General features: G+C 38.2%; 23 protein-coding genes. 14 read left to right on the forward strand and 9 right to left on the reverse strand.

Annotation, left to right across the window (positions count from 1 at the left end):
- The first annotated feature begins 15 nt into the window (after positions 1-15).
- The 5 genes from VBD025_RS08280 to VBD025_RS08300 all read left to right on the forward strand — a co-directional run bounded on the left by VBD025_RS08280 (position 16) and on the right by VBD025_RS08300 (position 3,876).
- The gene (locus VBD025_RS08280; protein WP_430791120.1) at positions 16-369 is read left to right on the forward strand and encodes a flagellar basal body rod protein; all 354 of its coding nucleotides are present in this window, start codon (positions 16-18) and stop codon (positions 367-369) included.
- A gap of 19 nt (positions 370-388) precedes the next feature.
- Positions 389-1,024, forward strand: coding sequence for a PspA/IM30 family protein (locus VBD025_RS08285; RefSeq protein ID WP_430791122.1), 636 nt, complete (start codon positions 389-391; stop codon positions 1,022-1,024).
- A 455-nt stretch (positions 1,025-1,479) separates the two neighbouring features.
- On the forward strand, positions 1,480-2,211 hold the full coding sequence (gene liaF, locus VBD025_RS08290; RefSeq protein WP_430791124.1) for a cell wall-active antibiotics response protein LiaF: 732 nt from the start codon (positions 1,480-1,482) through the stop codon (positions 2,209-2,211).
- Positions 2,208-3,251 (forward strand): sensor histidine kinase, encoded by a 1,044-nt coding sequence (locus VBD025_RS08295; RefSeq protein WP_430791126.1) that lies wholly within the window; start codon positions 2,208-2,210, stop codon positions 3,249-3,251. Before liaF ends, VBD025_RS08295 begins: the two co-directional genes overlap by 4 nt.
- Entirely contained in the window at positions 3,244-3,876 is a 633-nt protein-coding gene (locus VBD025_RS08300) for a response regulator (protein WP_430791128.1), read from the forward strand. The genes VBD025_RS08295 and VBD025_RS08300 overlap by 8 nt, the downstream gene beginning before the upstream one ends.
- An 8-nt stretch (positions 3,877-3,884) precedes the next feature.
- On the opposite strand, the gene VBD025_RS08305 is transcribed toward VBD025_RS08300, so the two are convergent.
- The gene (locus VBD025_RS08305; protein ID WP_430791130.1) at positions 3,885-4,907 is read right to left on the reverse strand and encodes an aromatic acid exporter family protein; all 1,023 of its coding nucleotides are present in this window, start codon (positions 4,905-4,907) and stop codon (positions 3,885-3,887) included.
- A gap of 144 nt (positions 4,908-5,051) precedes the next feature.
- Here VBD025_RS08305 and corA point away from each other — a divergent pair, with 144 nt between their 5' ends.
- The 4 genes from corA to VBD025_RS08325 all read left to right on the forward strand — a co-directional run bounded on the left by corA (position 5,052) and on the right by VBD025_RS08325 (position 11,056).
- A complete protein-coding gene (gene corA, locus VBD025_RS08310; RefSeq protein ID WP_430791132.1) occupies positions 5,052-6,002 on the forward strand; it encodes a magnesium/cobalt transporter CorA in 951 nt (316 codons plus the stop codon).
- Between the two features lie 390 nt (positions 6,003-6,392).
- On the forward strand, positions 6,393-7,688 hold the full coding sequence (locus VBD025_RS08315; RefSeq protein WP_430791134.1) for a coiled-coil domain-containing protein: 1,296 nt from the start codon (positions 6,393-6,395) through the stop codon (positions 7,686-7,688).
- 1,078 nt (positions 7,689-8,766) lie between these two features.
- Positions 8,767-9,351, forward strand: a complete 585-nt coding sequence (locus VBD025_RS08320; protein ID WP_430791136.1) for a nitroreductase family protein — start codon at positions 8,767-8,769, stop codon at positions 9,349-9,351.
- A gap of 205 nt (positions 9,352-9,556) precedes the next feature.
- Positions 9,557-11,056 carry a BCCT family transporter gene (locus VBD025_RS08325; RefSeq protein WP_430791138.1) on the forward strand — a complete coding sequence of 500 codons (1,500 nt, stop codon included), beginning with the start codon at positions 9,557-9,559 and terminating at the stop codon, positions 11,054-11,056.
- A gap of 38 nt (positions 11,057-11,094) precedes the next feature.
- Here VBD025_RS08325 and VBD025_RS08330 read toward each other — a convergent pair whose 3' ends face one another.
- Entirely contained in the window at positions 11,095-11,664 is a 570-nt protein-coding gene (locus VBD025_RS08330; RefSeq protein ID WP_430791140.1) for a YitT family protein, read from the reverse strand.
- Positions 11,665-11,893: 229 nt separating this feature from the next.
- Between VBD025_RS08330 and VBD025_RS08335 the strand changes: the two genes are divergently transcribed.
- Positions 11,894-13,180: a hemolysin family protein gene (locus VBD025_RS08335; RefSeq protein ID WP_430791142.1), complete on the forward strand. Its 1,287-nt coding sequence runs from the start codon at positions 11,894-11,896 to the stop codon at positions 13,178-13,180.
- Positions 13,181-13,284: 104 nt separating this feature from the next.
- Here the strand turns inward: VBD025_RS08335 and VBD025_RS08340 are convergent, their stop codons facing one another.
- Positions 13,285-13,641, reverse strand: coding sequence for a YciI family protein (locus tag VBD025_RS08340; RefSeq protein WP_430791143.1), 357 nt, complete (start codon positions 13,639-13,641; stop codon positions 13,285-13,287).
- Positions 13,642-13,842: 201 nt separating this feature from the next.
- Here VBD025_RS08340 and VBD025_RS08345 point away from each other — a divergent pair, with 201 nt between their 5' ends.
- Positions 13,843-14,646: a VLRF1 family aeRF1-type release factor gene (locus tag VBD025_RS08345; protein WP_430791145.1), complete on the forward strand. Its 804-nt coding sequence runs from the start codon at positions 13,843-13,845 to the stop codon at positions 14,644-14,646.
- Between the two features lie 813 nt (positions 14,647-15,459).
- On the opposite strand, the gene crcB (VBD025_RS08350) is transcribed toward VBD025_RS08345, so the two are convergent.
- The 6 genes from crcB (VBD025_RS08350) to VBD025_RS08375 all read right to left on the reverse strand — a co-directional run bounded on the left by crcB (VBD025_RS08350) (position 15,460) and on the right by VBD025_RS08375 (position 19,450).
- A complete protein-coding gene (gene crcB, locus VBD025_RS08350; RefSeq protein WP_430791147.1) occupies positions 15,460-15,804 on the reverse strand; it encodes a fluoride efflux transporter CrcB in 345 nt (114 codons plus the stop codon).
- A complete protein-coding gene (gene crcB / locus VBD025_RS08355; protein WP_430791149.1) occupies positions 15,801-16,190 on the reverse strand; it encodes a fluoride efflux transporter CrcB in 390 nt (129 codons plus the stop codon). The genes crcB (VBD025_RS08350) and crcB (VBD025_RS08355) overlap by 4 nt, the downstream gene beginning before the upstream one ends.
- A complete protein-coding gene (locus VBD025_RS08360) occupies positions 16,187-16,600 on the reverse strand; it encodes a Fur family transcriptional regulator (protein WP_430791151.1) in 414 nt (137 codons plus the stop codon). Before VBD025_RS08360 ends, crcB (VBD025_RS08355) begins: the two co-directional genes overlap by 4 nt.
- Positions 16,601-17,440 (reverse strand): metal ABC transporter permease, encoded by an 840-nt coding sequence (locus VBD025_RS08365; protein WP_430791153.1) that lies wholly within the window; start codon positions 17,438-17,440, stop codon positions 16,601-16,603.
- A 256-nt stretch (positions 17,441-17,696) separates the two neighbouring features.
- Complete coding sequence (locus VBD025_RS08370) at positions 17,697-18,431, reverse strand: metal ABC transporter ATP-binding protein (RefSeq protein WP_430791155.1); 735 nt, start codon at positions 18,429-18,431, stop codon at positions 17,697-17,699.
- 77 nt (positions 18,432-18,508) lie between these two features.
- Positions 18,509-19,450 carry a metal ABC transporter solute-binding protein, Zn/Mn family gene (locus VBD025_RS08375; RefSeq protein ID WP_430791157.1) on the reverse strand — a complete coding sequence of 314 codons (942 nt, stop codon included), beginning with the start codon at positions 19,448-19,450 and terminating at the stop codon, positions 18,509-18,511.
- Positions 19,451-19,619: 169 nt separating this feature from the next.
- On the opposite strand from VBD025_RS08375, the gene VBD025_RS08380 reads away from it, so the two are divergent.
- Genes VBD025_RS08380 through copZ form a run of 3 tightly spaced genes read left to right on the forward strand, consistent with a single transcriptional unit; the run spans position 19,620 to position 22,348 of the window.
- Positions 19,620-19,910: a metal-sensing transcriptional repressor gene (locus tag VBD025_RS08380; protein WP_430791159.1), complete on the forward strand. Its 291-nt coding sequence runs from the start codon at positions 19,620-19,622 to the stop codon at positions 19,908-19,910.
- Positions 19,911-19,925: 15 nt separating this feature from the next.
- Complete coding sequence (locus VBD025_RS08385) at positions 19,926-22,118, forward strand: heavy metal translocating P-type ATPase (protein ID WP_430791161.1); 2,193 nt, start codon at positions 19,926-19,928, stop codon at positions 22,116-22,118.
- Between the two features lie 23 nt (positions 22,119-22,141).
- Positions 22,142-22,348, forward strand: coding sequence for a copper chaperone CopZ (copZ, locus tag VBD025_RS08390; protein ID WP_430791163.1), 207 nt, complete (start codon positions 22,142-22,144; stop codon positions 22,346-22,348).
- Positions 22,349-22,372: the final 24 nt, after the last annotated feature.

Consider the following 22,372-nt stretch of genomic DNA (forward strand, 5'->3'; position numbering starts at 1 on the left):
AAGGAGGCGGAATAGATGAAAAAGTTCATGTTGTTTATAGGAGGTTTAATCGCCTTACTAATTCTACTATCCATGCTTGGGCCAATCATATTATTGGGTGTGAGTGTCTGGTTGCTTTATGTGGTATTTAAACAGTTCATTAAAAGCGATTCCACTCTAGGGAAAATCGTCTGGATAGCAGTGGGATTAGTTATATTGAGTATAGCTGTATCTAACATATACGCTGTAATCGGCGTCGCTGCAGCAGCTGCTCTTTACTATATAATCAAAAACTGGAAAAGCAGCAAAAATGACATTGACGTTTCTACAGTTTCAGAAAATGATCCATTTAAAAATTTTGAGAGACAGTGGGCAGAATTAAACAATTAAGAAGAAGGAGAGAATTGATATGACAAACGTATTTACAAGAATGAAGGATTCCATTTCGGCAGACCTTCACAATATGATGGATCAAAAAGAACAAAAGAATCCTATTGCAGCGCTAAATCAATATTTGCGTCAAAGTGAGCAGGAAAAAGAAAAGGTACGTAAGCTTGTGGAACGCCAATATCGTCTGAAAGATGAGTTCACTAGAGAATACCATCGTGCACAGGATTTCGTTGATAAACGCTTGAAGCAGGCTAAAATCGCTGAACAAGCTGGTGAAAGTGATATGCATGCATTTGCGGTGAAGGAACATGAAGAATACCAGGCTAGAGCAGATAGGCTGAAAGCTTCACGTGAAGAATCTGTTGAGCAATTAGAGTTGCTGGAGCAGAAGTATGAGGAAATGAAGCACAAGCTAAAGGATATGCATCTGCGCAGAATGGAATTAATGGGTCGGGAAAATGTTGCGCATGCAAATCATCAGATAAATCGGGTTGTTGATCATTCTTCGGCAACGCCAATTGAACGTTTTGCGGAAATGGAACGGTATATTGAAGAACTTGAATTTAAGGTAAATAGTACTTACTATCGAAATACGTTTGACAGTAAGATAGCAAACCTTGAAAAGGAAATGAACACTAGCGAAAGAGCTGAATAAAATTAAGTGTGTACTTCTGCAGATTTTGCTGGAAAAATGATATACTGATTAAACGTGATTACAGTACGTTTGTGTCTGAAACAGTTAAAAGGTGGAGCTACGATCGCATCTTCGAATATAAGGAGCACATCTCAGGGCGAGTGTCGAGCCTCTTCGGACTATCGTCCTTCAGGGTCTCGCCGATCTCTTACTTCCCGCAGGATAAGGAAGGCTTCCCTGAAAAGGCATCGCACGAAGAAAAAGTTCTTTTCTTTTTCGAGGAGTCTCCGTATATTCGAAGATGCTAGGTTGTGGGTGATAATTTTTTTAATATCCACCTCTTTTTTTCAGATTTCAATGTTTAATTAACGTTTGTTTGTGAAATCAAGCTTTTTCTAGTACGAAGAAAAAAATATAGTAGATTCAGATGAAAATTCGGCGTTTGTTGAATTTTTCTAATAAGGGAGGGTCACTTCATGTTTAATTATTTAAAAACGGATACGTTTAATTGGATATTAATTACTGGAGTGATCCTTTTTATTATTGAAATCACTTTTTTTGGTGGCGGTATGATTATTTCCGCTCTTTTTTTCGGATTATTTATATACATAGGCTGGAAAAGATTCTATAAGCTTTGGGGTAAGGTTTTCTTTTGGATCGGGGTAATCGGCCTGGTTTTTGCCATATTCAATATGATGGCAATTAGATTCTTTGTAGTTGTAGCAATTCTTTTATTTATCATTAATTATTCAAAATCCAAGAAAGTGCCGGAGTACTTATCCCCTCATGTTTCCGCTGAAGAACCATTCCAACAGGAAAAGATAATTAAAACGAAGCCTCTTTTTGAACACAAGATATTTGGAAACCAGGAAACTGTAGATGAAGCGTATCAATGGCGGGATATTAATATACATGGTGCGTTTGGAGATAGAGTAATCGACTTAAGTAATACAGTATTACCAGATGAAACGGCAGTAATTTCAATCCGTCATCTCGTAGGGAATATTGAAATTTACATTCCGTATGAGGTGGAAGTCAGTATTCACCACAGTTCGGTCTTTGGACGTACTAACATTTTTGGAACGTATTTTCAAAAGCTCACAAATCAATCGTTTCTATACAAAACGGAAAAATATGAAACAGTAAATCCTCGTGTCAAAATTATTACCTCGTTACTGTCTGGTGACATAGAGGTGAAGCGGATATGAGTATAATCCTACGACATGTTGTAACAGGTATATTATTCAGCATTTTTATTTCAGTACTGGTCCTGGCGGCAACTTGGATAGCTTTTCCTCCTGATAATTGGTCCCAATTAATCAACAAAGAAGTAGCAGATATCTCATACCTATTATTAATTTTTATAATTCCTATAGGTACTGGCATTATTATCGGTATAACAACTGGACTATACTGGCGTCAATGCTTCCGCCGTATTGGCCGACAGCTTGATGAGCTGATTAAGGGACAAAAGGTAACGGTTGAAGAGGAAAGCAGTAAAGAATTAAATGTCATCCAGCAGCGAATGGAAAGTCTTCAGGAAAAATTCAGATCACAGGCGGAGTATTCGCAGCGTATTGTAACTGAACGAGCAAATGAGCGTGAAAAAAGTTTACAAGAAGTAGTTGTCCAGGAAAGAAACAGGTTGGCAAGAGAATTACATGACTCGGTCAGTCAACAGCTGTTTGGTGCTTCCATGATGATGTCTGCTATTAATGAAAATGAATCCATAGATGAAGAAACAAGAAAAAAACAGATGGTAATGGTTGAAAATATGATTCATCAATCACAATTGGAAATGCGAGCACTATTACTTCATCTCAGACCAGTTGCGCTAAAAGGAAAATCACTGCAGGAAGGTGTCGAAGAATTGCTGCAGGAGTTGCGGCAAAAAGTACCTATGAAGGTTGAATGGAATGTGGAAGCGTTTTCTGTAGAAAAAGGCATTGAGGATCAGCTGTTTCGCATATTACAGGAATCAGTCTCCAATACCTTAAGACATGCAAAGGCAACAACGCTTGATGTTCTATTAGTGGAACGTGATGCAACAGTGATCTTGCGTATCGTTGATAATGGAATTGGTTTTAGTATGGAAAAGGTACGGACCAACTCGTACGGAATGCAGAATATGAACGAGCGGGCAAGTGAAGTAGGCGGTAATTTTAAAATTATCAGTCTTGTAGATGAAGGAACACGGGTAGAAGTGAAAATTCCTAACCTGAAAGAAGAAGGTGAAAAAAGTGATTAAAGTATTGTTTGCGGACGATCATGAGATGGTTAGAATAGGTGTCTCTGCATATTTATCTGCACAGCCGGATATCGAAATTATTGCAGAAGCCGATGACGGTGGAGCAGCAGTTGAAATGGCATTGGAATTGAAACCAGATGTAATTTTAATGGATCTAGTTATGAAAGAAATGGATGGCATCGAAGCAACAAAACGAATCATTGACCAATGGCCAGAGGCAAAAGTAATTATTGTTACTAGCTTTCTTGACGATGAAAAAGTATATCCAGCATTAGAAGCGGGAGCAACAAGCTATATGTTAAAAACCTCAAAAGCAAGTGAAATTGCCGAGGCAATCCGCTCAACTTTTGAGGGTCAAACTATCTTAGAACCCGAAGTGACGGGGAAAATAATGACACGTATGCGCACAAAACAAACTGATCCGCTTCATGTACAATTAACAGAGAGAGAAATGGAAATTCTGCTGTTAGTTGCACAAGGGAAAACGAATCAGGAAATAGCAGATGTTTTGTTTATTGCATTAAAAACGGTAAAAGTCCATGTAAGTAATATTCTGGGTAAACTAGAAGTGCAGGATCGCACGCAGGCAGTAATCTATGCTTTCAGACAGGGACTTATTAAATAGTTCTACGACTAATCACTTAAAGAACGATATAAATTCGTTACCAGGTTGGAAATGGATACTAACTCATACAAGATGATAAGTTCCGGTGTGAAATGGGTAGGATGTCGCTTATTACCTGTAGTAATTTCACCGTTATCCTCCCAGAATTGTGTCATTAGCAAGTTTATTTGGATGGTATGCTGCTTATCATTAAAAGCCTCTGGATTTTGTAAGCTGTATGCTAGATCTTTAACTGCTTTTAAAATAATTGCCCGCTCATTTTGTGACCAGGAAATATCAACAATCTCGGTATTTAGTACATTGTCCAGATGATAGTGAATTAAACGCAGTTTCGTCAATTGTTGTTCTGTACCAAGAAATACCTGCTTCTCATGGCCAACTAAAGGATGATATTTAGATTCGTTTTTCTGAAAATGTATTAGTTTTTGCGTTCGTTCCCATTTTTTATCAAGACGCTCCATCATCTCCGTTTTACTTTGAGAGATACTATCTTTTTCTTCTAAGATATCAGTAAATGTTTTTTCAATTAAAATTCCTGTGTCTCTTGAGGTGTTTTTAATATTTTCGACAACTTCCCTCGAGTAATGAGGGGGAAATACAAACATATTAACTGCGGTGGAGATTAGTAGTCCAGTGGTAGTTGTACCAAGTCGAATGAAAAATGATATCAGATAATTACTATGTATCACTTCCACCATGGCAACAGAAGTTAGTGTTGCCACCAGCAAACCTTCATGTAATTTCAATTTAAAACAAGTGGCTATTGTCAGCACGGCAGCGAATGCGTATGTTACTGGTGAGTCGCCAAATAACGAGATGAATAAAACCGCAAATGCTGAACCTATTGCAGAAGCCGGAAAACGAATAATTCCTTTTTTAATGGAATCATTTACTGTAGGCTCAATTGTCACAATTGCAGTAATAACTGCAAAAACTGGTGGCCAGTTAAATAATTCACATATCCATGCTGTAAGAAAAACAGCTACACCGGTTTTGATAATGCGGTTTCCAGCAAATTGTGATATTTTCATTTCTAAAACTCCTCAAAGTATTGCGCTTATTCTAACTCTTATTTTTCCAGTAATTGAATAAATTAGCAACCTCTAGTATAAATGGTGTAAATTTATTAATAGTAGGGAAGAAGAAAATATAAAATCAAAAGAGAGTATGATTATATGATTACAATAAAAGCGCAAAAAGATAGTAACTTACCCGTCGAAGAGGTAACGCTTGAGGATTTGAGAACCAATAACTATGAGTGGTACTGGGCTGACTTCACTACTCCAACTGAGCAGGAAACCGCATTATTAGAAACTTTTTTTAACTTCCATCCATTGGCAGTTGAAGATTGTATACATGACTTGCAGCGTCCAAAGCTTGATTATTATGATGACCATACTTTTTTTGTTATCCACTCGCTGGACAGTAAATCACTTGCCAAAAACGAGATAGACATTTTTATTGGTGACGATTTTATTGTTACGTATCATAAACAGGAATGTACATATACAGATGCAGTTATGAGATTATTGGACCGTGAAAAAAACAAAGAACTAGTTGATGAATATTACGTATTCTATCAATTGCTGGATTTTGTAGTGGACGAGTACTTCCCAATTGTGTATGGTATTGAAGATCATATTAATGAAATCGAGGATAATACAAAAAAGTTATCCATGGAGAGTTTACTTGAGCAGTTGTTCGATCGAAGAGGTGAACTTTTGGTGCTTCGCCAAACTGCCCATCCAATGCGGGATTTACTTTATCGTATATTAAATTCTCATCACCTTGATGGAGTACAGGAACGCAGGGAGTATTTTGCAGATATTCATGACCACTTAATAAAAGTAGCAGATATAATTGCATCCAATCGTGAGCTTACTCAGGATATAAGAGACAGTTACTTATCACTGAACGCTCATCAGACTAATCGAACAATGCAGGTTCTCACTGTTATATCGGTTATCTTTATGCCATTAACTTTTATCGTTGGTATTTATGGGATGAATTTCACCTTTATGCCTGAGCTCGATGAAAAGTATGGATATTTTATCGTTTGGGCCGTAATGCTCATGATTTCAATTGGAATGTTCCTTTGGTTCAGGAAAAAGGGATGGTTTGATTAACGATAAGAGACAATTACCAAAGTATATTACATTTAGAATTCCGAACGGTCAATTCGATATCGCTCGGTTTTTTTGTTGTGGAAGAACATACCTCACATAGCATTGCATAGATAACCCGCTAACTCTTCTAACTTTGGCTCAACCCCTATTTTGCTAGTATTTTTACAATTTATGTAAAAAAATAGGGAATTTAATCACAATTGAAATGTAATTGTAATATTATTATCATATGCATGTCATTTTTGGATGATATACTACTAATTGCCTAAGGAAATAAAAATTAACATAAAAACAAGGAAAATTATTAGATCACCTTACATAGTTCAATAGACATAGAGAGAATCAGACATAATCATATGGGTGTGAAATAGGGGAAGCGAGGAATTTTAATTGAAGAAATCGTTTATTAGCCTAACTACTGTGGTGGTAGTTGGAATAGGTAGCATGTTTATCAGTAACACAGTTCAAGCAGATACGGTATCAGATTTAAAAAATAAGCAGTCCGAAATACATAGTGAAAGATCATCAGTAAAAGAAAATCTTTCTGACGCAGAAGCAAAAATTGCAGACGTAATGATAGACTTAGATGGATTAAATGAAAAGATTGAACAAGTAGACAAAGCACTAAAAGAAAACAAGAAAAAAATGGAGCAGACAGAAGGTAAAATTGAGGATACAAAAGCAGAAGTAGACGCAATGGAAAAAGAGATTAAAAAACTTGAAACAGAAATTGAAGCACGCTTTGAAATCCTTAAAGAACGCATAGTTTCCTACCAAAAAACTGGTGGAAATCTTGGATATATGGATGTGATTTTTGGCTCTAACAGTTTTGGAGAGTTTATTAGTCGAGTATCTGCAGTAAATAAGATTACAAATTCTGATGCCAAGTTAATGGAAGTACAGGAAAAAGCTAAAAAAGAATTGGTAGATAAGCAGGATCAGGTTGAAAAGAAATTAACTAATCTTAAAGATATGAAGTCTGAATTGGAACATATGCAAGCAACTATTGTTGAACAGAAAGAGCAAAACATAGCAGATAAAGAAGAATTAAAGGCGAAACAATCGAAATTACAAGCACTTAAAGATGGATTGAAAGTTAAAGATAGTAAACTAGCATCACTAGAAGCTGAGATTAGTCAAAATATTGCTCAAGTCAAAATTGAGCGCGAGCGAGCTGCAGCACAGCCAGTCGTTCAGCAATCCCAAAGCAACAACAGCAGCAAAAGTGATTCGAAAGATGTCACTACGTTAAGTAAAAAAGAGTCTAAAAGTACAGCTGCATTACCTCCAGCACCAGGCGGTGGAATTCAGACTGCTATGACTGCTGGATATAAATACATCGGTAATTCAACATATGTATTTGGTGGCGGACGAAGTGCTTCCGACATCCGTAATGGCTATTTTGACTGTTCAGGATTTGTTTCTTGGGCATTCAGACAGGGAGGAATTTCCCTTCCAGCTAGTACATCTGGACTTTCAGGAGTAGGTCAAAAAGTATCCTACAGCAATGCACAACCTGGTGATTTAGTTTTCTTTAACACATACAAAACTAATGGCCATGTAGGAATATACCTAGGCGGCGGTAAGTTTATCGGATCTCAAAGCTCTACTGGTGTTGCAGTTGCAAGTATGAACAGCAGCTATTGGAGCAATGTATTTACAGGACATGTACGTCGCGTTAGATAATTATTTAAGAGAATCTATCCTTTAAAGGGTAGGTTCTTTTTCTTTACCCAATGCATTCATACAATAAACCTATGTACGAATAATTTACTTCGCACACAGAAAACCATAATGTATGCAATAAACAGCAGTTCTTGCAGCACTTGAACTATGTTACTTCACACGAGTTACAGATATATCTATTACTAAAACGTGCAGATAGATACTGCGACTTAATTTTTAGTTTGCTTCCATATATGCCGTCCAGGATCGTTGCGGGCGGATGCTTTCCGCGGGCACGGCTTCAGTCTCCTTGCCCCGACAAGGGGTATGCCAACGTTGTCCGCAAAGGACGGTTTTAGTTGGCCCTCCTCTTAAGAATTCTTTTCTGCGGGGCCTTCAGACTCGTGCTGTTCCCGCAGGAGTCACCGCCCTCCACTCACCAGGACTGGTAAAGTTATTTATATCTTTGTTTTATCTTTCTGATGCATGCTGAAATAGACGTGCAATCAGGTGTGCAGTTAATATCTCGTCGGCACCCATCTCTTGTCTAGAAGTTGGAGCGGGTGGCAGTCGACTCTTCTGTGAAGAAAGGCATAGGTGAGCCCCCGGAGTGCGATTAAAGTCACTGAAAAAGTAGTAGATCTTTATAATTTAATTTCTCACCTTTAACTAAGCATCTTCGAATATACGAAGACTCCTGTGGGAACAGCGCGAGCTGAAGATCTAAGCAGGAAAGCGGTTTTTGCTTATCCGAGGAAGCTGAAGCCGTGCCCACGGAAAGCGAAGTATATTCGAAGATGTGAAAATAGATCCACCTATTTCGTGCCACACACAACTTTTTCAGTGGCCACCTGCGGCGGCACAAGTAGGCTCGCCATCAGCGGGAATCTCATTGCTGTTAATTCGCAGTATAGAGATATTGTGCTTCTAGAATAATAGTGTAATCCCTCAAATAAATTCAATTTATTAGTAAATGCTATTGCAGAGAGAATCAACTTGTTTGTTACAAAAAGTAAAAAGGTTCCATTTAGTAATTGGATGCGATATAATGATTTATGGAATTTTACATTTTTGAACAGAGAAAAGGGGTTCTAGGAAAATGAATAATACAGAAGAGTATCGAACTGCATCACATGATATTGATCCAATTTATCTAAAAAGATGGTCACCAAGATCATTTCTAAATAAAGAAGTACCAAACGATGTACTATTAAGTGTATTCGAAGCTGCCAGATGGGCTCCATCAGCGGCAAATATTCAACCTTGGCATTTTGTAGTAGCGAAGACCGATGAAGAGCGTGCTGCATTTCATTCCTTTATATATGAAGGAAATGTGGAATGGTGTAAAAAAGCTCCAGTATTAATAGCAATCACCTCTAAAATGGACTCCGATCGATTTGGTGATAATATTACACATGCATTTGACACTGGGGCAGCATGGGGGTTTCTTTCGCTTGAAGCTGCTCGCAAAGGCTTAGTAACACATGGAATGGGTGGTTTTGACAGAGATAAAGCCAGAGAAGTGATGCAGGTCCCTGATAATTATGCGATTCATGCAATCATAGCACTCGGTTATATGGGGGAAAAGGAATTGCTTGAAGAAAAATTGCAAGAAAGAGAAAAGCCTTCAACCCGCAAAGAAGTGGAAGAGTTTACTTCACACGGAAAGTTTCCTAACGAATAAATATAAATTTGGGCAGCCCTAAAAAGGCTGCTTTTAATATTTACTGCATTTTAAATGGAATCTTTTCACTTCAGAAATGCGTCTGTAACCGCATTTCAGGTTTAGCTCCTAGTGCATTTGGTTATAGTACATATGTTAACCTATTTTTAGCAATACATATTCGAGTCTCACTGTTTCAAAAATAACGTTTAAGAAAGGAATAGTTATGGAAAAACACACGTATAAAAATCCCGTATTCTTTATTTCAGTAATTATTGTAGCTCTTTTAGTATTATTCGGTGCATTTATGCCAAAAAAGTTTGGTGAAGTGGCTAGTGAGCTATTCAAATTAACTACAGTTAATTTTGGTTGGTTCTATTTGTTAGCTGTATTCATTTTCGTCATATTCTTACTCGGAATTTCAATTACTAAGTATGGAAAAATCAGACTCGGACCCGCCGATTCTCGTCCAGAGTATCCGTTCTTCACCTGGATAGGTATGCTGTTCTCTGCTGGATTTGGTGCTGGACTGGTTTTCTGGGGAGTAGCGGAGCCGATGAGTCATTTTTTCAAGACTCCTTTTCCTGGCCTTGAAGGTCAAACAGAAGAAGCAGCCCGAGTAGCAATGGGATACGCATTTTTCCATTGGGGAGTTAGTCAATGGTCAGTGTTCGCTATAGTTGGTCTTGTGATTGCATTTATGCAATTTAAAAAAGGAAAGAAGGGTTTAATATCAACATCGATTAAACCTGTTGTAGGAAACAATAAACCACTAGCTAATACGATAGATTCCTTAGCAGTAATCGCAACTGTAATGGGAGTTGCAACTTCACTTGGACTAGGTATATTGCAAATGAGTGGAGGACTGCAAACTGTATTTAACCTACCGGATACATTATGGTTACAAATCTCTATCGCCGGCGTTATGCTGCTCTTTTATTTGCTTTCTTCAAGTACTGGACTTAATAAAGGAATCAAGTGGTTAAGTAATCTGAATTTAGGGTTATGTCTGCTGCTTTTAGTATTCGTTTTTATTGCTGGTCCAACTCGTTTCATTTTAGACACATTTGTATTGGGATTAGGCGACTATTTTACAAACTTTATTCAATATAGTTTGCGCTTAGCTCCATACTCAGGTGACGTTTGGGTTCGTGATTGGACGATTTTCTACTGGGCATGGGCAATTGCATGGTCTCCGTTTGTAGGTGCTTTCGTTGCTCGTGTCTCTAAAGGCAGAACGATACGTGAGTTTGTTTTTGGCGTATTAATCGTTCCACCAGCGATTGCTTGTTTATGGATAGCTGCATTTGGCGGTACTGCATTGTTCAGTGACCTGAATAACGGAACGAATATTGCAAAAGCAGTAAACAATGATTTGGCTGTAGCGTTATTTAAAACGTTTGGCGGACTTCCTTTAACAGATGTAATGTCTGTACTTGCGATTTTCTTAATCTTTACGTTCCTAGTAACATCTGCAGACTCAGCAACCTACATCTTAGGAAGTATGACTTCTAAAGGCAGTCTGAATCCTGGTTTAAATGGTAAGATTATCTGGGGTATACTGATTACAGCAATAGCTGTTGTATTGCTAGTTGCAGATGGGTTGAATGCCCTCCAGACTGCATCACTTATTTCAGCATTGCCTTTCACATTGATATTAGTGTTAATGATGATAGCATTTGTAAAGATGCTCAAATCTGAGAAACTGCCCAACAAAAAAGAATAATGAAAATGTGGTTATACATTTCGGTATAACCACATTTTTTATTTAGCGCTAATCGAAGTCATCACAAAAGTTGTTACTCCGACAGTAATGATCATAATACCTGAATAAATAACATGTGAATTAGGTATAAGCAGCCATCCGGTCAAAATCACAAATGTATCCATAATAAAAATTAAAATTCCTACATTAATGTTTGTCTTTCTGGAAACCATTAAAGCTAAAAGATCTGTTCCGCCAGCACTGGACTTTGTCGCTAACATGAAACTAATACCGACACCAATTAATATACCTCCACTTAGGGAGGAAATGAATAGTGGATACGATGAAATATGTGATAAGGGATGAAACAGATCGATTAAAAAAGAACTTACCAGCAGACCGTGGATACCATTATAAAAATACGGACGGGCATAATACCATGCAACTAAATATATTGGTAAACTCAAGACAATTATAGTTAACCCCGGTTTATAGCCAAATATATATTTCGAAATTAGTCCAATCCCTATTAATCCCCCATCGATTAGATGGTTTGGTATCACGAATACGTTAATGCCTAAAGCGATTAATAGGCTGCCGATGATAATTAATATCATTTTATTAAACATTAGCAATCCACCCTTGTCCCAACTTCTCTATGTGTAAATGTATGCTTCACGGGTGAAAAGAAATACTAAATTATAGACTTGAGTTTTAATTTAGCCTATACTTTATCTAGGTAAGTGGTTTAGAGAGGATAACTTATTTTCTATGCTGAATCACAATGAACGTGCTTACTAATAGGAAAACAAATCAGGAGGTGAAATCCTTGTATTTGTAATAATACAAGGATAATAATTGGAAATAGTTAATTTACTTATGGTTGCCATATTGATTCTGCTCACAGCTTTCTTTGTGGCAACCGAATTTGCGATTGTAAAAGTACGTGCAACACGTTTAGATCACTTAATTGCCGATGGTAATAAGAGTGCGGTCTATGCGAAGCGACTGGTTGATAATCTGGACTCTTATTTATCTGCATGTCAATTGGGAATTACAGTTACAGCGTTAGGGCTGGGCTGGCTTGGTGAACCCACTGTCAAGCATATGCTTGATCCGTTATTTATTGGATTCGGGATTAGTGAGGGGTTATCTGATGTTCTATCATTTGCTATAGCTTTCGGTGTAATAACATTCCTGCATGTTGTTATTGGCGAATTAGCACCTAAGACAATCGCAATTCAAAAGGCAGAATTTATAACACTGGTTCTCTCGCGACCTTTAATTTACTTCTACAAAATTATGTATCCATTTATTTGGCTTTTAAATGGTTCAGCGCGACTTTTCATTCGCCTGTTCGGATTCAAACCTGTAAATGAACATGAAGTTGCTCATTCAGAAGAAGAGCTTCGTCTGATTCTTTCGGAAAGCTATAAAAGCGGAGAGATCAATCAGTCTGAGATGACCTATGTAAATAATATTTTTGAATTTGATGATCGTGTAGCAAAAGAAATCATGATACCCAGAACCGAAATGGTTTGTTTTTTCGCAGAAGACAGCTTTGAAGAAAACCTTGATGTAATAAAAGAAGGTCAATTCACACGCTACCCTGTTGCAGAAGAAGACAAAGATCATATTGTAGGTTTAGTAAATATTAAAGAAATATTTACTGGTCATATTCATAAAGACCAGGAATCGTTAGGAAGCTATATACGACCGATTCTTCATATAACTGAGGCAACTCCGATCAAACAGGTTCTTATTCAAATGCAGAAAGAACGTATTCATATGGCAATCGTTATTGATGAATATGGTGGGACTGCTGGGTTATTAACCGTTGAAGATATACTGGAAGAAATCGTTGGAGATATTCGGGACGAGTTCGATACAAATGAGAAACCTATGATTGAAGAAGTTGATGAAAATACTACGTTACTCGATGGAAAAGTTTTGTTAGAGGATATTAATGAACTATTTGATATTGACCTGGAAGATGATGAAGTTGATACAGTGGGTGGCTGGATCATCACGCATAATCTGGACGCAGAAAAAGGAACTACAGTCGAGTTCAGTGATTACCAGTTCATAATAGATGAAATTGATGGCTATCAAATAAAAAAAGTGAAAGTTGTTAAAAACAGTTAATGTAAGTCCAGGATGAACTTTCCTGGACTTTTTTTTGCAGGGAAGTATAAATCCTTACTTACTGCATACGTGCAACTAAGGCTTGACGCCAAGTTATTAATTTGTCAAAACTCAAATACTTGGCGCAGTTCAATCTGACCTTCTCCATGTCCTTGCGGGTCCGGCATCCGCATCGCCCACTCGACAGCTTCTTCCCTTGACTTCACATCAATTAGAATGAACCCGGCAATCAATTCTTTCGATTCTGTAAATGGGCCATCCGTAACTACCGGTTTTTCTCCTGGATTCGGATACGAAAAACGAATTCCATTTGAACTAGGATGAAGTCCTTTCGCCGCAACCCGTACACCTGCATTTACTAATTCCTCATTGTACTTCGTCATGGCTTCAATTAAATCAGAGCTCGGAGGATTTCCGGCTTCTGAATTCTTTGAGGCTTTCACTATTAACATAAATAGCATAAAACTTCCTCCTCAATAGTTAAGGGAAATCGTCTAAATATATTTATCAATTTTTTAACCTTAAAGGAATACTCTCTTACACTAGCGGTGGCAGTTAATTGAACAAATACTTGTTTATATAATACCATATTTTTATGTTTAGCAATCGGTATTACCGGTTAAGAATTTAGTAATAGATTCTTTAGGAGGGAAGGTAATAAAATGGATATAAACAAGCATATAAAAGACTTGGAAAATATGAACAATGATAATTCCAATAAGGTGTTTACTATGTATTTAAACACCGACCCATCCGATCCGGAGCAACAAGGCGGAGAATGGAAAATTCATTTAAAAAATGGTTTACGCAACTTCGAAAGTTACCTCCAGCAAGCCGATAATCAAGAAGAACTTAAAAACTTCAAATCAGTAAAAGAGAAAGTGAAAAATTTTGTAAACGAGAATGAACAAAATTTCCGTAAAGGAATTATTTTGTTTGCTACTGCTGATGAAGAGGTTTGGTTTGCAGAACGAATCCAGATGCGTTTAACGACAGAATTCTTCTGGGAGAGCTATCCAGAACTTAACCAGCTTAAGCAATTACAGCAGTCTTTTCCTAAGTCAGGAATTATTTTAGTACAACAGGATGAAATAAAAGTGATTGATGCAGAGTTAGGTGAAGTGAAGGATACAACGCATTATCAATTAGATATTAATACAGATAACTGGAGACAAATGACAGGTCCGCATAAAGCAGATGCTTCGATGGGAAGTGGCGGGAAAAGTGCACAGCAGGATAAATTTAAAGCCCGGTTTCAAGCGAACAAACATCGCTGGTACAAAAGTATAGCACCAACGCTTGATAAGCGAGGGAAAAAACGGGAATGGGAAAAGATCTATATTGTTGGAGAAAGAGATGCTGCAAATGAAGTCGAAGCTCAAATGAATAAGAGTGTAAATCAAGTGATTCAAAAAAATATGCTAGACCACGAAGAATCAAAAGTACTTGAAGAAGTATTTGGTTAAGAAAAACTCGGCATTCGCCTCGTCTTTAATAGCGAATGCTGAGTTTTTACTTATACCGGCATTTGCTCTAAACCTCTATACTTATAACTCAATAACGCAGAATAAAATAAAGTGATTCTTCCAGAAATAGTTGAATATCTCGCAATTAATCTTCGTAGTGACACATAATCTCTATACTGCGAATTAACTTTAGGTTTGTTTTCAACACCGGAAATAGGCCACAATGTATCAGCAACGAGATTTCCGCTGATGGCAGTCGCGCACCTTAGGGCGGCTGGTGAGCCTCCTCGTGCTTTGCACTCCGGGGTCTCACGTATGCCTGTCCTCCCGCAGGAGTCGACTGCCATCCGCTCCAATCTCGAGACATAATATGGATGTCTCGAAATTTTTAACTGAACACCCAGTCTATTTCACAAGGCATTGGTTTAATTAAAAACAAAGGTGTAATAGCTTTACCAGTTCAGGTGAGCGGAGGGCGGTGACTCCTGCGGGAACAGCACGAGTCTGAAGGCCCCGCAGAGTGCTCTTCTCGAGGAGACTGAGGCCGTGCCCGCGGAAAGCATCCGCCCGCAGCGATCCTGGACGGCAGCTATAGAACCTCTATTTGTTAAAAAATTTAAAGCTAAATCGGGTTACTTCGCAGTTTCCATCAACTTCGACAAAAGTAACTAATAGCATGTTTTAGAAAAAGACAAAATGACGTATTTGTATATCTCTTCAAGTACATATTTCACGTCTCCAGGAACTTAATTTTTTTATGTGCGAAAGTTGAGTTATAAAAAAAGAGCTGGATCTTATAGATTCAGCTCTCTCTCATATACCAGACAACAGTAAAAACACAATAAGAAACGATATAATAATAGTGCTGAGGATATAGATGATTGCTTGTTTATATCTTTTATTTAAAATCATTTCCAGTGATTCGTTTCCAAAAGTTGAAAAAGTCGTAAAAGCGCCACAAAACCCCACCCCAAGCAATAACCACGTCCAATCAGCTAACTGGTTATTTAGATAGAAACGAAGCATCACTCCCAAAAAAATCGACCCCGAAACGTTAGCAACCCAAGTACCCAGGATATGTTTATCAAATTTCAAAGAAAGATGATACCGCAGCATACTTCCAAAAAATCCACCGACTGCAACTAGTATAATATTCATGATTGATCACCCATTCCAGTTGCTGCCCTGTAACCCAGAAAACAAAACAGTACACCGCCGATAACACTTATGCCTATATAAGCAAGAGCCGTTATCACTTCAGCGGAGTTATATAGCGTAACAGTTTCGATCATAAAAGTTGAGAATGTAGTAAAGGAACCTATTGCTCCAGTTCCAACAGCCAGCAGCATTTTTTTCGATAACTTCAGCTTGAGTGCTGCATGATTTAATAGGAAACTCAGCAGAAAACAGCCGAGTAAGTTAGTAAATAAGGTTGCATAGGGAAACCCGTGCACGGATGGAATAATAGCAGAAACACCATATCGACTTACTGCACCAACCATACCTCCGATTCCAACTGCCAGGTATACACTTCTTTGGTTCATGCCGATTTGCAGACAGGACACAGTCCGTATATTTCAAATTTATGCCCTTCGATATGGTAATTGGCAAGAGCATTTTCCACTTCATTCATTGGACAAATATCTATTTCTTTTGTTTTCCCGCAATCCTTACAGATAAAGTGATGATGATGGTGATGGGAGCATGAAATTCTGAACTGTTTTTCTCCATTTAATTCTGTTGTTTCCAGAATTCCTACCTCGTTAAACAGATGTAGATTTCGGTAGACTGTGTCAAAGCTAATTCCCGGATAAGTTGGCTCAAGGTATTGAATCAAATCCTTTGCTGTACGGTAGCCATCAGCATTGCTGAAGTATATCATGATGTCTTCTCTTTTCTTTGTATTTTTGTAACCCTGTTCCTTTAATCGAGTTAAAGCATCATTCAGATTCATTTACTTCACCACTTTCCTTTTAAATTTTTTCGTTCCAATCGAAATAAGCAGAATTATGATGGAAACCAGAACGATTGTACCGCCGGGTGGAATGCTGAAATAATAGCCGGATAGTAATCCCAGAATGACAGCAGTTTCACCAAAGATAACGGATAATATAATGGTTTGCTTGAATCCACGTGCCAATCGCATACTTGCTGCTACAGGCAAAGTCATCAACGCAGATACGAGTAGGACGCCTACGATGCGAATAGAAGCAGCAATTACCAGAGCAGTTAATACGATGAACAATAAATGGATCCGTTTTGCATGAATTCCGGATACACTCGCATGTTCTTCATCAAAGGATAAGGTAAATAATTCTTTGTAAAACAAAAATATAACTATGATGACAAATATAGAAATTCCTAAAATGGATAAAAAATCTTTTTGACTTACGGCTGATACGGATCCGAACAGATAATTAAAAAGTTCAGTGTTAAACCCATCCGCAAGCGAAATGAAAATGACACTCAAACCAACTCCACCAGATAAAATAATCGGGATGGCGAGCTCCTGATAGGCTTTGTATACGCCTCTAAGTTTTTCAATTAAAATCGAACCTAAAACGGAAAAAATCATCCCTCCGTATAACGGTGTTATAAGCGTCGTGGCAAATTTTTTCTCAAGCAGTAATCCGAACGCGATTCCTGCAAGTGTCACATGAGAAAGTGCATCAGCAATTAAAGACAACCGGCGAACTACGATAAACGTGCCTAGCAACGGAGCGATTATGCCGATTAACAGTCCGGTTAAAAATGTATTTCGTAAAAAGTCATATTCTAAAATATCTGCTAGCATAACGTTTCCTCCATATTAATGATAAGGCAACTGAAATAGTGGTGGATAATAAATTTCGATCTTACCACCCTTACTTAGCATCTACGAATATACGAAGACTCCTGTGGGAACAGCGCGAGCTGAAGGCCCCGCAGGAAAGAGGTCTTTGCTTATCCGAGGAGACTGAAGCCGTGCCCACGGAAAGCGAAGTATATTCGAAGATGCGATAGTGGATCTACATTATTTTGTACCACATGTAACTTTTTCAGTGACCATATTAATGATCATGGGTGACCTGATTGACAGGGTGACCATAAAATTGCGAAATATCACGGTCCGTTAAGGACGAGTATTCTTCGGGGTTTCCATGGAAATGCATTGTTTTGTTTAAGCATACTATATCTGTTGCGTGTTCAGTCATTATCCCGGTGTCATGGGTCACGAGCAATAATGTAATGTTACGCTCCTGATTCAACTGATGTAATAAATCGTAAAAGCGATGTACATTTTCATTATCGACACCCACTGTCGGTTCATCCAATATAAGTAATTCAGGATCGTTTACAAGTGACCGAGCGATAAAAACACGCTGCTGCTGTCCTCCTGATAAATTTCCTATGTTCTGATAAGCATAATCTAGCATCCCGACCTGGTCGATTGCCTGTAAGATTTTTGACTTATCTTTTTTGGTGAAAAATTTCAAGTAACCAATTTGAGCGGTCAGCCCCATCGATACGACTTCAAAGACAGTAGCAGGAAATCCTTTATTAAATGAATTGGATTTTTGTGAAACGAATCCGATGTGGTTCCAGGCTTTAAATTTTCCCATCGGTTCATCAAATAATGAGATGGTGCCGTTGTCAGGTTTTAATATGCCTAATATAAGTTTTATTAATGTTGTTTTACCGCCACCGTTAGGACCGATTAAGCCCATGAAAGCACCTTTAGGTATTTCGAAGTTTATCTTGCTTAGTACGTGTTTGTTTTCATATGCATAATCCACATTTTTCATGGAGACAATGGAATGGGAAGTAACCATAGTATTACACCTGCCTTAGTCTGTTAAATATAGTAATTCTTATATTTCTTCTACTTTGTAGCTTTATCCAGTACTTCTAAATTATGTTTCATCAAGGAAAGATAATCTTCTCCATTTTTGATATCCTCTTCTGTTAAAACAGAAAGGTTATGAATATGGAGTGCTTTGGCACCGATCTGTTCTTGAATAATTTTAGAAACACGATCCGAACCATTCTGTTCAAAAATAACATATTCTAAGTCTTCTTTATTGGCTTTATCAATAATTTGGGTAAGTTCTTTTTGGGACGGTTCATCGCTTGAAGTCAATCCACGAATCGCTATTTGTTTAATGCCATAGCGTTCTTCCCAATAACCGTAAGCTGCATGCGAAACTAGAATTTCTTTTTGTTCTTTTGTTTCAAGCGTCTCTTTAAATTGTTTATCCAAAGCTAATAAGTCTTCCTTTAAAGCGGTAAAGTTTGTATTGTAACGTTCTTTTTTATCGGGGTTTAATTCAATTAATTCTTCTTTAATTTGATTGGCCATGTCGATCATTCGTAATGGGTCCAGCCAAATATGTGGGTTATGATCTCCATGATTGTGAGTGTCCGCTGTTTCCTCCTCAGAATGGTCTGCTTCATGCTCGTCCTCAGTATGGAAAAGTTCCTTATTCGTACCCAGTTCTATTAATGCAACGTCTTCAGATTGCAGTGCTCCTGCAGCGGTTTCAGCAAATCCCTCTAACCCGGCACCGAGATAGATGAACGCATCGGCTTTTGCAATATCCGTCATCTCCTTTGAGGTCGGTTCATAGGTATGTGCATCAACGCCTGGAGGGTAAACTGATTTAACTTGAACTCCATCTCCGGCGATCCGTTCCGTTGCATATTGGATGGGATAGATAGATGAGTAAATGGTCAGACCCGCTTGTTCCTTATCTTTATCTGAAGTGCAGCCAGCTATAGTTAATGAAAATAATAGTAATAGTATAATAGTGCAAATCTTTTTCAATTGCTTTCCTCCTTAATCATTCTACCTAAAACATCATATCGTAATGGTTACGATATGTAAATAGTAATGATTACGATTTATTGAATAGTAAATTTCAAAAGTGGAGACGTTGACATTCTATACTATAGGGGGGTATAGTATAAATATAACTATTAAAGGAGTGTTGATCATGGATAAAAAACCAATCACACCAAGAAGCGTGGATGAAAAGCAGGCATTAGTGAATCGCCTCAAACGAATAGAAGGCCAGGTTCGTGGGATACAAAAAATGGTGGAAGAAGACCGCTATTGTGTTGATGTCCTCGTGCAGATAAGCGCTATTAATGCTGCGTTAAAAAAGGTTGGTTTTACTATGATGGAACGCCATACAAAACATTGTGTCAGTCATGCAGTTCAATCAGGTGAAGGTGTAGAGGCAATTGAAGAATTGATGGATGTTATGAAGCAATTCTCTAAATGATGGGAGTGATTTCGAGTGAGTAATGTGATCGATGAAAAAAAGGCGGAGTTTGATGTTTACGGTATGACTTGTGCTGCATGTTCCGCCAGAATTGAAAAGGTTCTAAACAAACAGGATGGGATTCAGCAAGCTACCGTGAATTTAGCAAATGAAACAGCAGCAATTGAGTTCAAACCCGACCTTATTTCAACAGAGTCGATGATTGAAAAAATCCAAAAGTTAGGATACGACGCGAAACCTAAAGCAGATAAAGAAGAAAAGCGGGTTCACAAAGAAAAGCAACTAAAGATAATGCGAATCAAATTAATTATTTCAGCCATACTCTCTATCCCTCTATTAGCAACGATGCTCAATCATTTTCAGGGTATCACGTTAACTGTAATTATGATGGATCCATGGTTTCAGTTTCTACTGGCCACACCAGTTCAGTTTATCATTGGCTGGCAGTTTTACGTTGGGGCGTATAATAACCTGCGAAATAAAAGTGCCAACATGGATGTACTTGTAGCTTTAGGGACGAGTGCAGCTTACTTTTACAGTCTGTATGAAAGCTTGAAAACAATCGGAAATCCTACGTATATGCCTCATTTATATTTTGAAACAAGTGCTATATTAATTACCCTTATTTTAGTCGGCAAGTATTTAGAGACGAATGCGAAGGGGAAAACGACTCATGCTATTTCAAAATTGCTGAATTTACAAGCCAAGCAGGCACGTGTTATCAGGAACGATGAGGAAATTATGGTTTCTATTGAAGAGGTTATAACTGGTGATCGAATTATTGTGAAACCTGGAGAAAAAATACCGGTGGACGGGATTGTTAGAAAAGGCAGTACCGCTATTGATGAGTCAATGATTACTGGTGAATCGATTCCTGTTGAAAAAAACATTGATTCTACCGTAGTAGGTGCAACCATAAATAAAAATGGTTCGATTGAAGTAGAAGCTACTAAAGTTGGTAAAGACACTGCGCTTGCTTCAATTGTAAAAGCAGTAGAAGACGCACAAAGTTCTAAAGCGCCGATTCAGCGTTTGGCAGATATAATTTCAGGGTATTTTGTACCTATTGTGGTCGCTATTGCTGTCGTAACGTTTACAATATGGATATTAGTTGTAGCCCCAGGCGATTTTGAACAAGCATTGACCGTTGCGATTGCAGTACTTGTCATTGCATGTCCTTGTGCCCTGGGACTTGCTACACCGACATCTATAATGGTTGGTACTGGAAAGGCAGCTGAAAACGGTATCCTGTTTAAAGGTGGCGAACATCTGGAACGAACACACAAGCTGGACGCGATTGTACTGGACAAAACAGGAACAATTACAAAAGGGATGCCTGAAGTAACTGATTTCACCGGTGATGAGGAAGCATTACTGCTGCTTGCAAGTGCGGAAAAAGGATCTGAGCATCCTTTAGCAGAAGCAGTAGTTACGTACGCACAAGAAAAAAAGCTGCAGCTTATTGAATCAAAAAGATTTACCGCAGTGCCTGGCCACGGGATCAAAGCATTAATTGGAGAAGATGATGTCCTAGTTGGGACAAGAAAACTTATGAAAGAAAATAATATCGCTTTTGAGGCGAGTGAAAACGATCTGATTGACTTTGAGCTGGATGGTAAAACGGCCATGCTGATTGCAATTAATGGTGAATTCAGAGGGATTGTGGCAGTTGCTGACACGATTAAAGCGTCTGCAGCATCGGCTATTAAGGAGTTAAAGGATCTTGAACTGGAAGTGATTATGCTAACAGGTGACAACGAGCGGACTGCAAATGCGATTGCAAAGCAGGTTGGCATTGATCACGTGATTTCTGAGGTTTTACCAGAGCAAAAAGCGGTTAAAGTAAAAGAAATACAACAAAAAGGTAAAGTAGTTGCTATGGTTGGCGATGGAATAAACGACGCACCTGCCTTAGCGATTGCGGACATTGGAATTGCCATTGGTACCGGAACTGAAATTGCAATTGAAGCTGCCGATGTAACCATATTGGGTGGAGATTTGTCACTCATTCCTAAAGCAATTCGATTAAGTGATGCTACAATCCGAAATATAAGACAAAATCTATTTTGGGCCTTTGCTTACAACACTGCTGGAATACCAATCGCCGCACTTGGTTTATTAGCACCATGGATTGCTGGTGTGGCGATGGCGTTTAGTTCAGTCAGTGTTGTTACGAACTCGTTGCGATTAAAACGGGTAAAACTATAAATATGGAGAAAGAGGGATACACTATGCAAACAACTTTAAATGTAAGAGGAATGACGTGTGGACACTGCGAGAAAGCAGTAAAGGGATCGCTTGAGAAATTAACAGGAGTAACGACAGTCGAAGTTCATCTAACAGCTGGAAAAGTTGATGTTTCTTACGACGACACAGAAATAACCGTAGCCGACATGCGCGAAGCAGTAGAAGAACAAGGCTATGATGTAGTAGCATAATAGTCAGAAGCAATAAGCGGTACC

It is taken from the genome of Virgibacillus flavescens (assembly GCF_050574275.1).
In the GTDB taxonomy this organism is placed as follows: Bacteria; Bacillota; Bacilli; order Bacillales; family Amphibacillaceae; genus Virgibacillus_F; species Virgibacillus_F flavescens.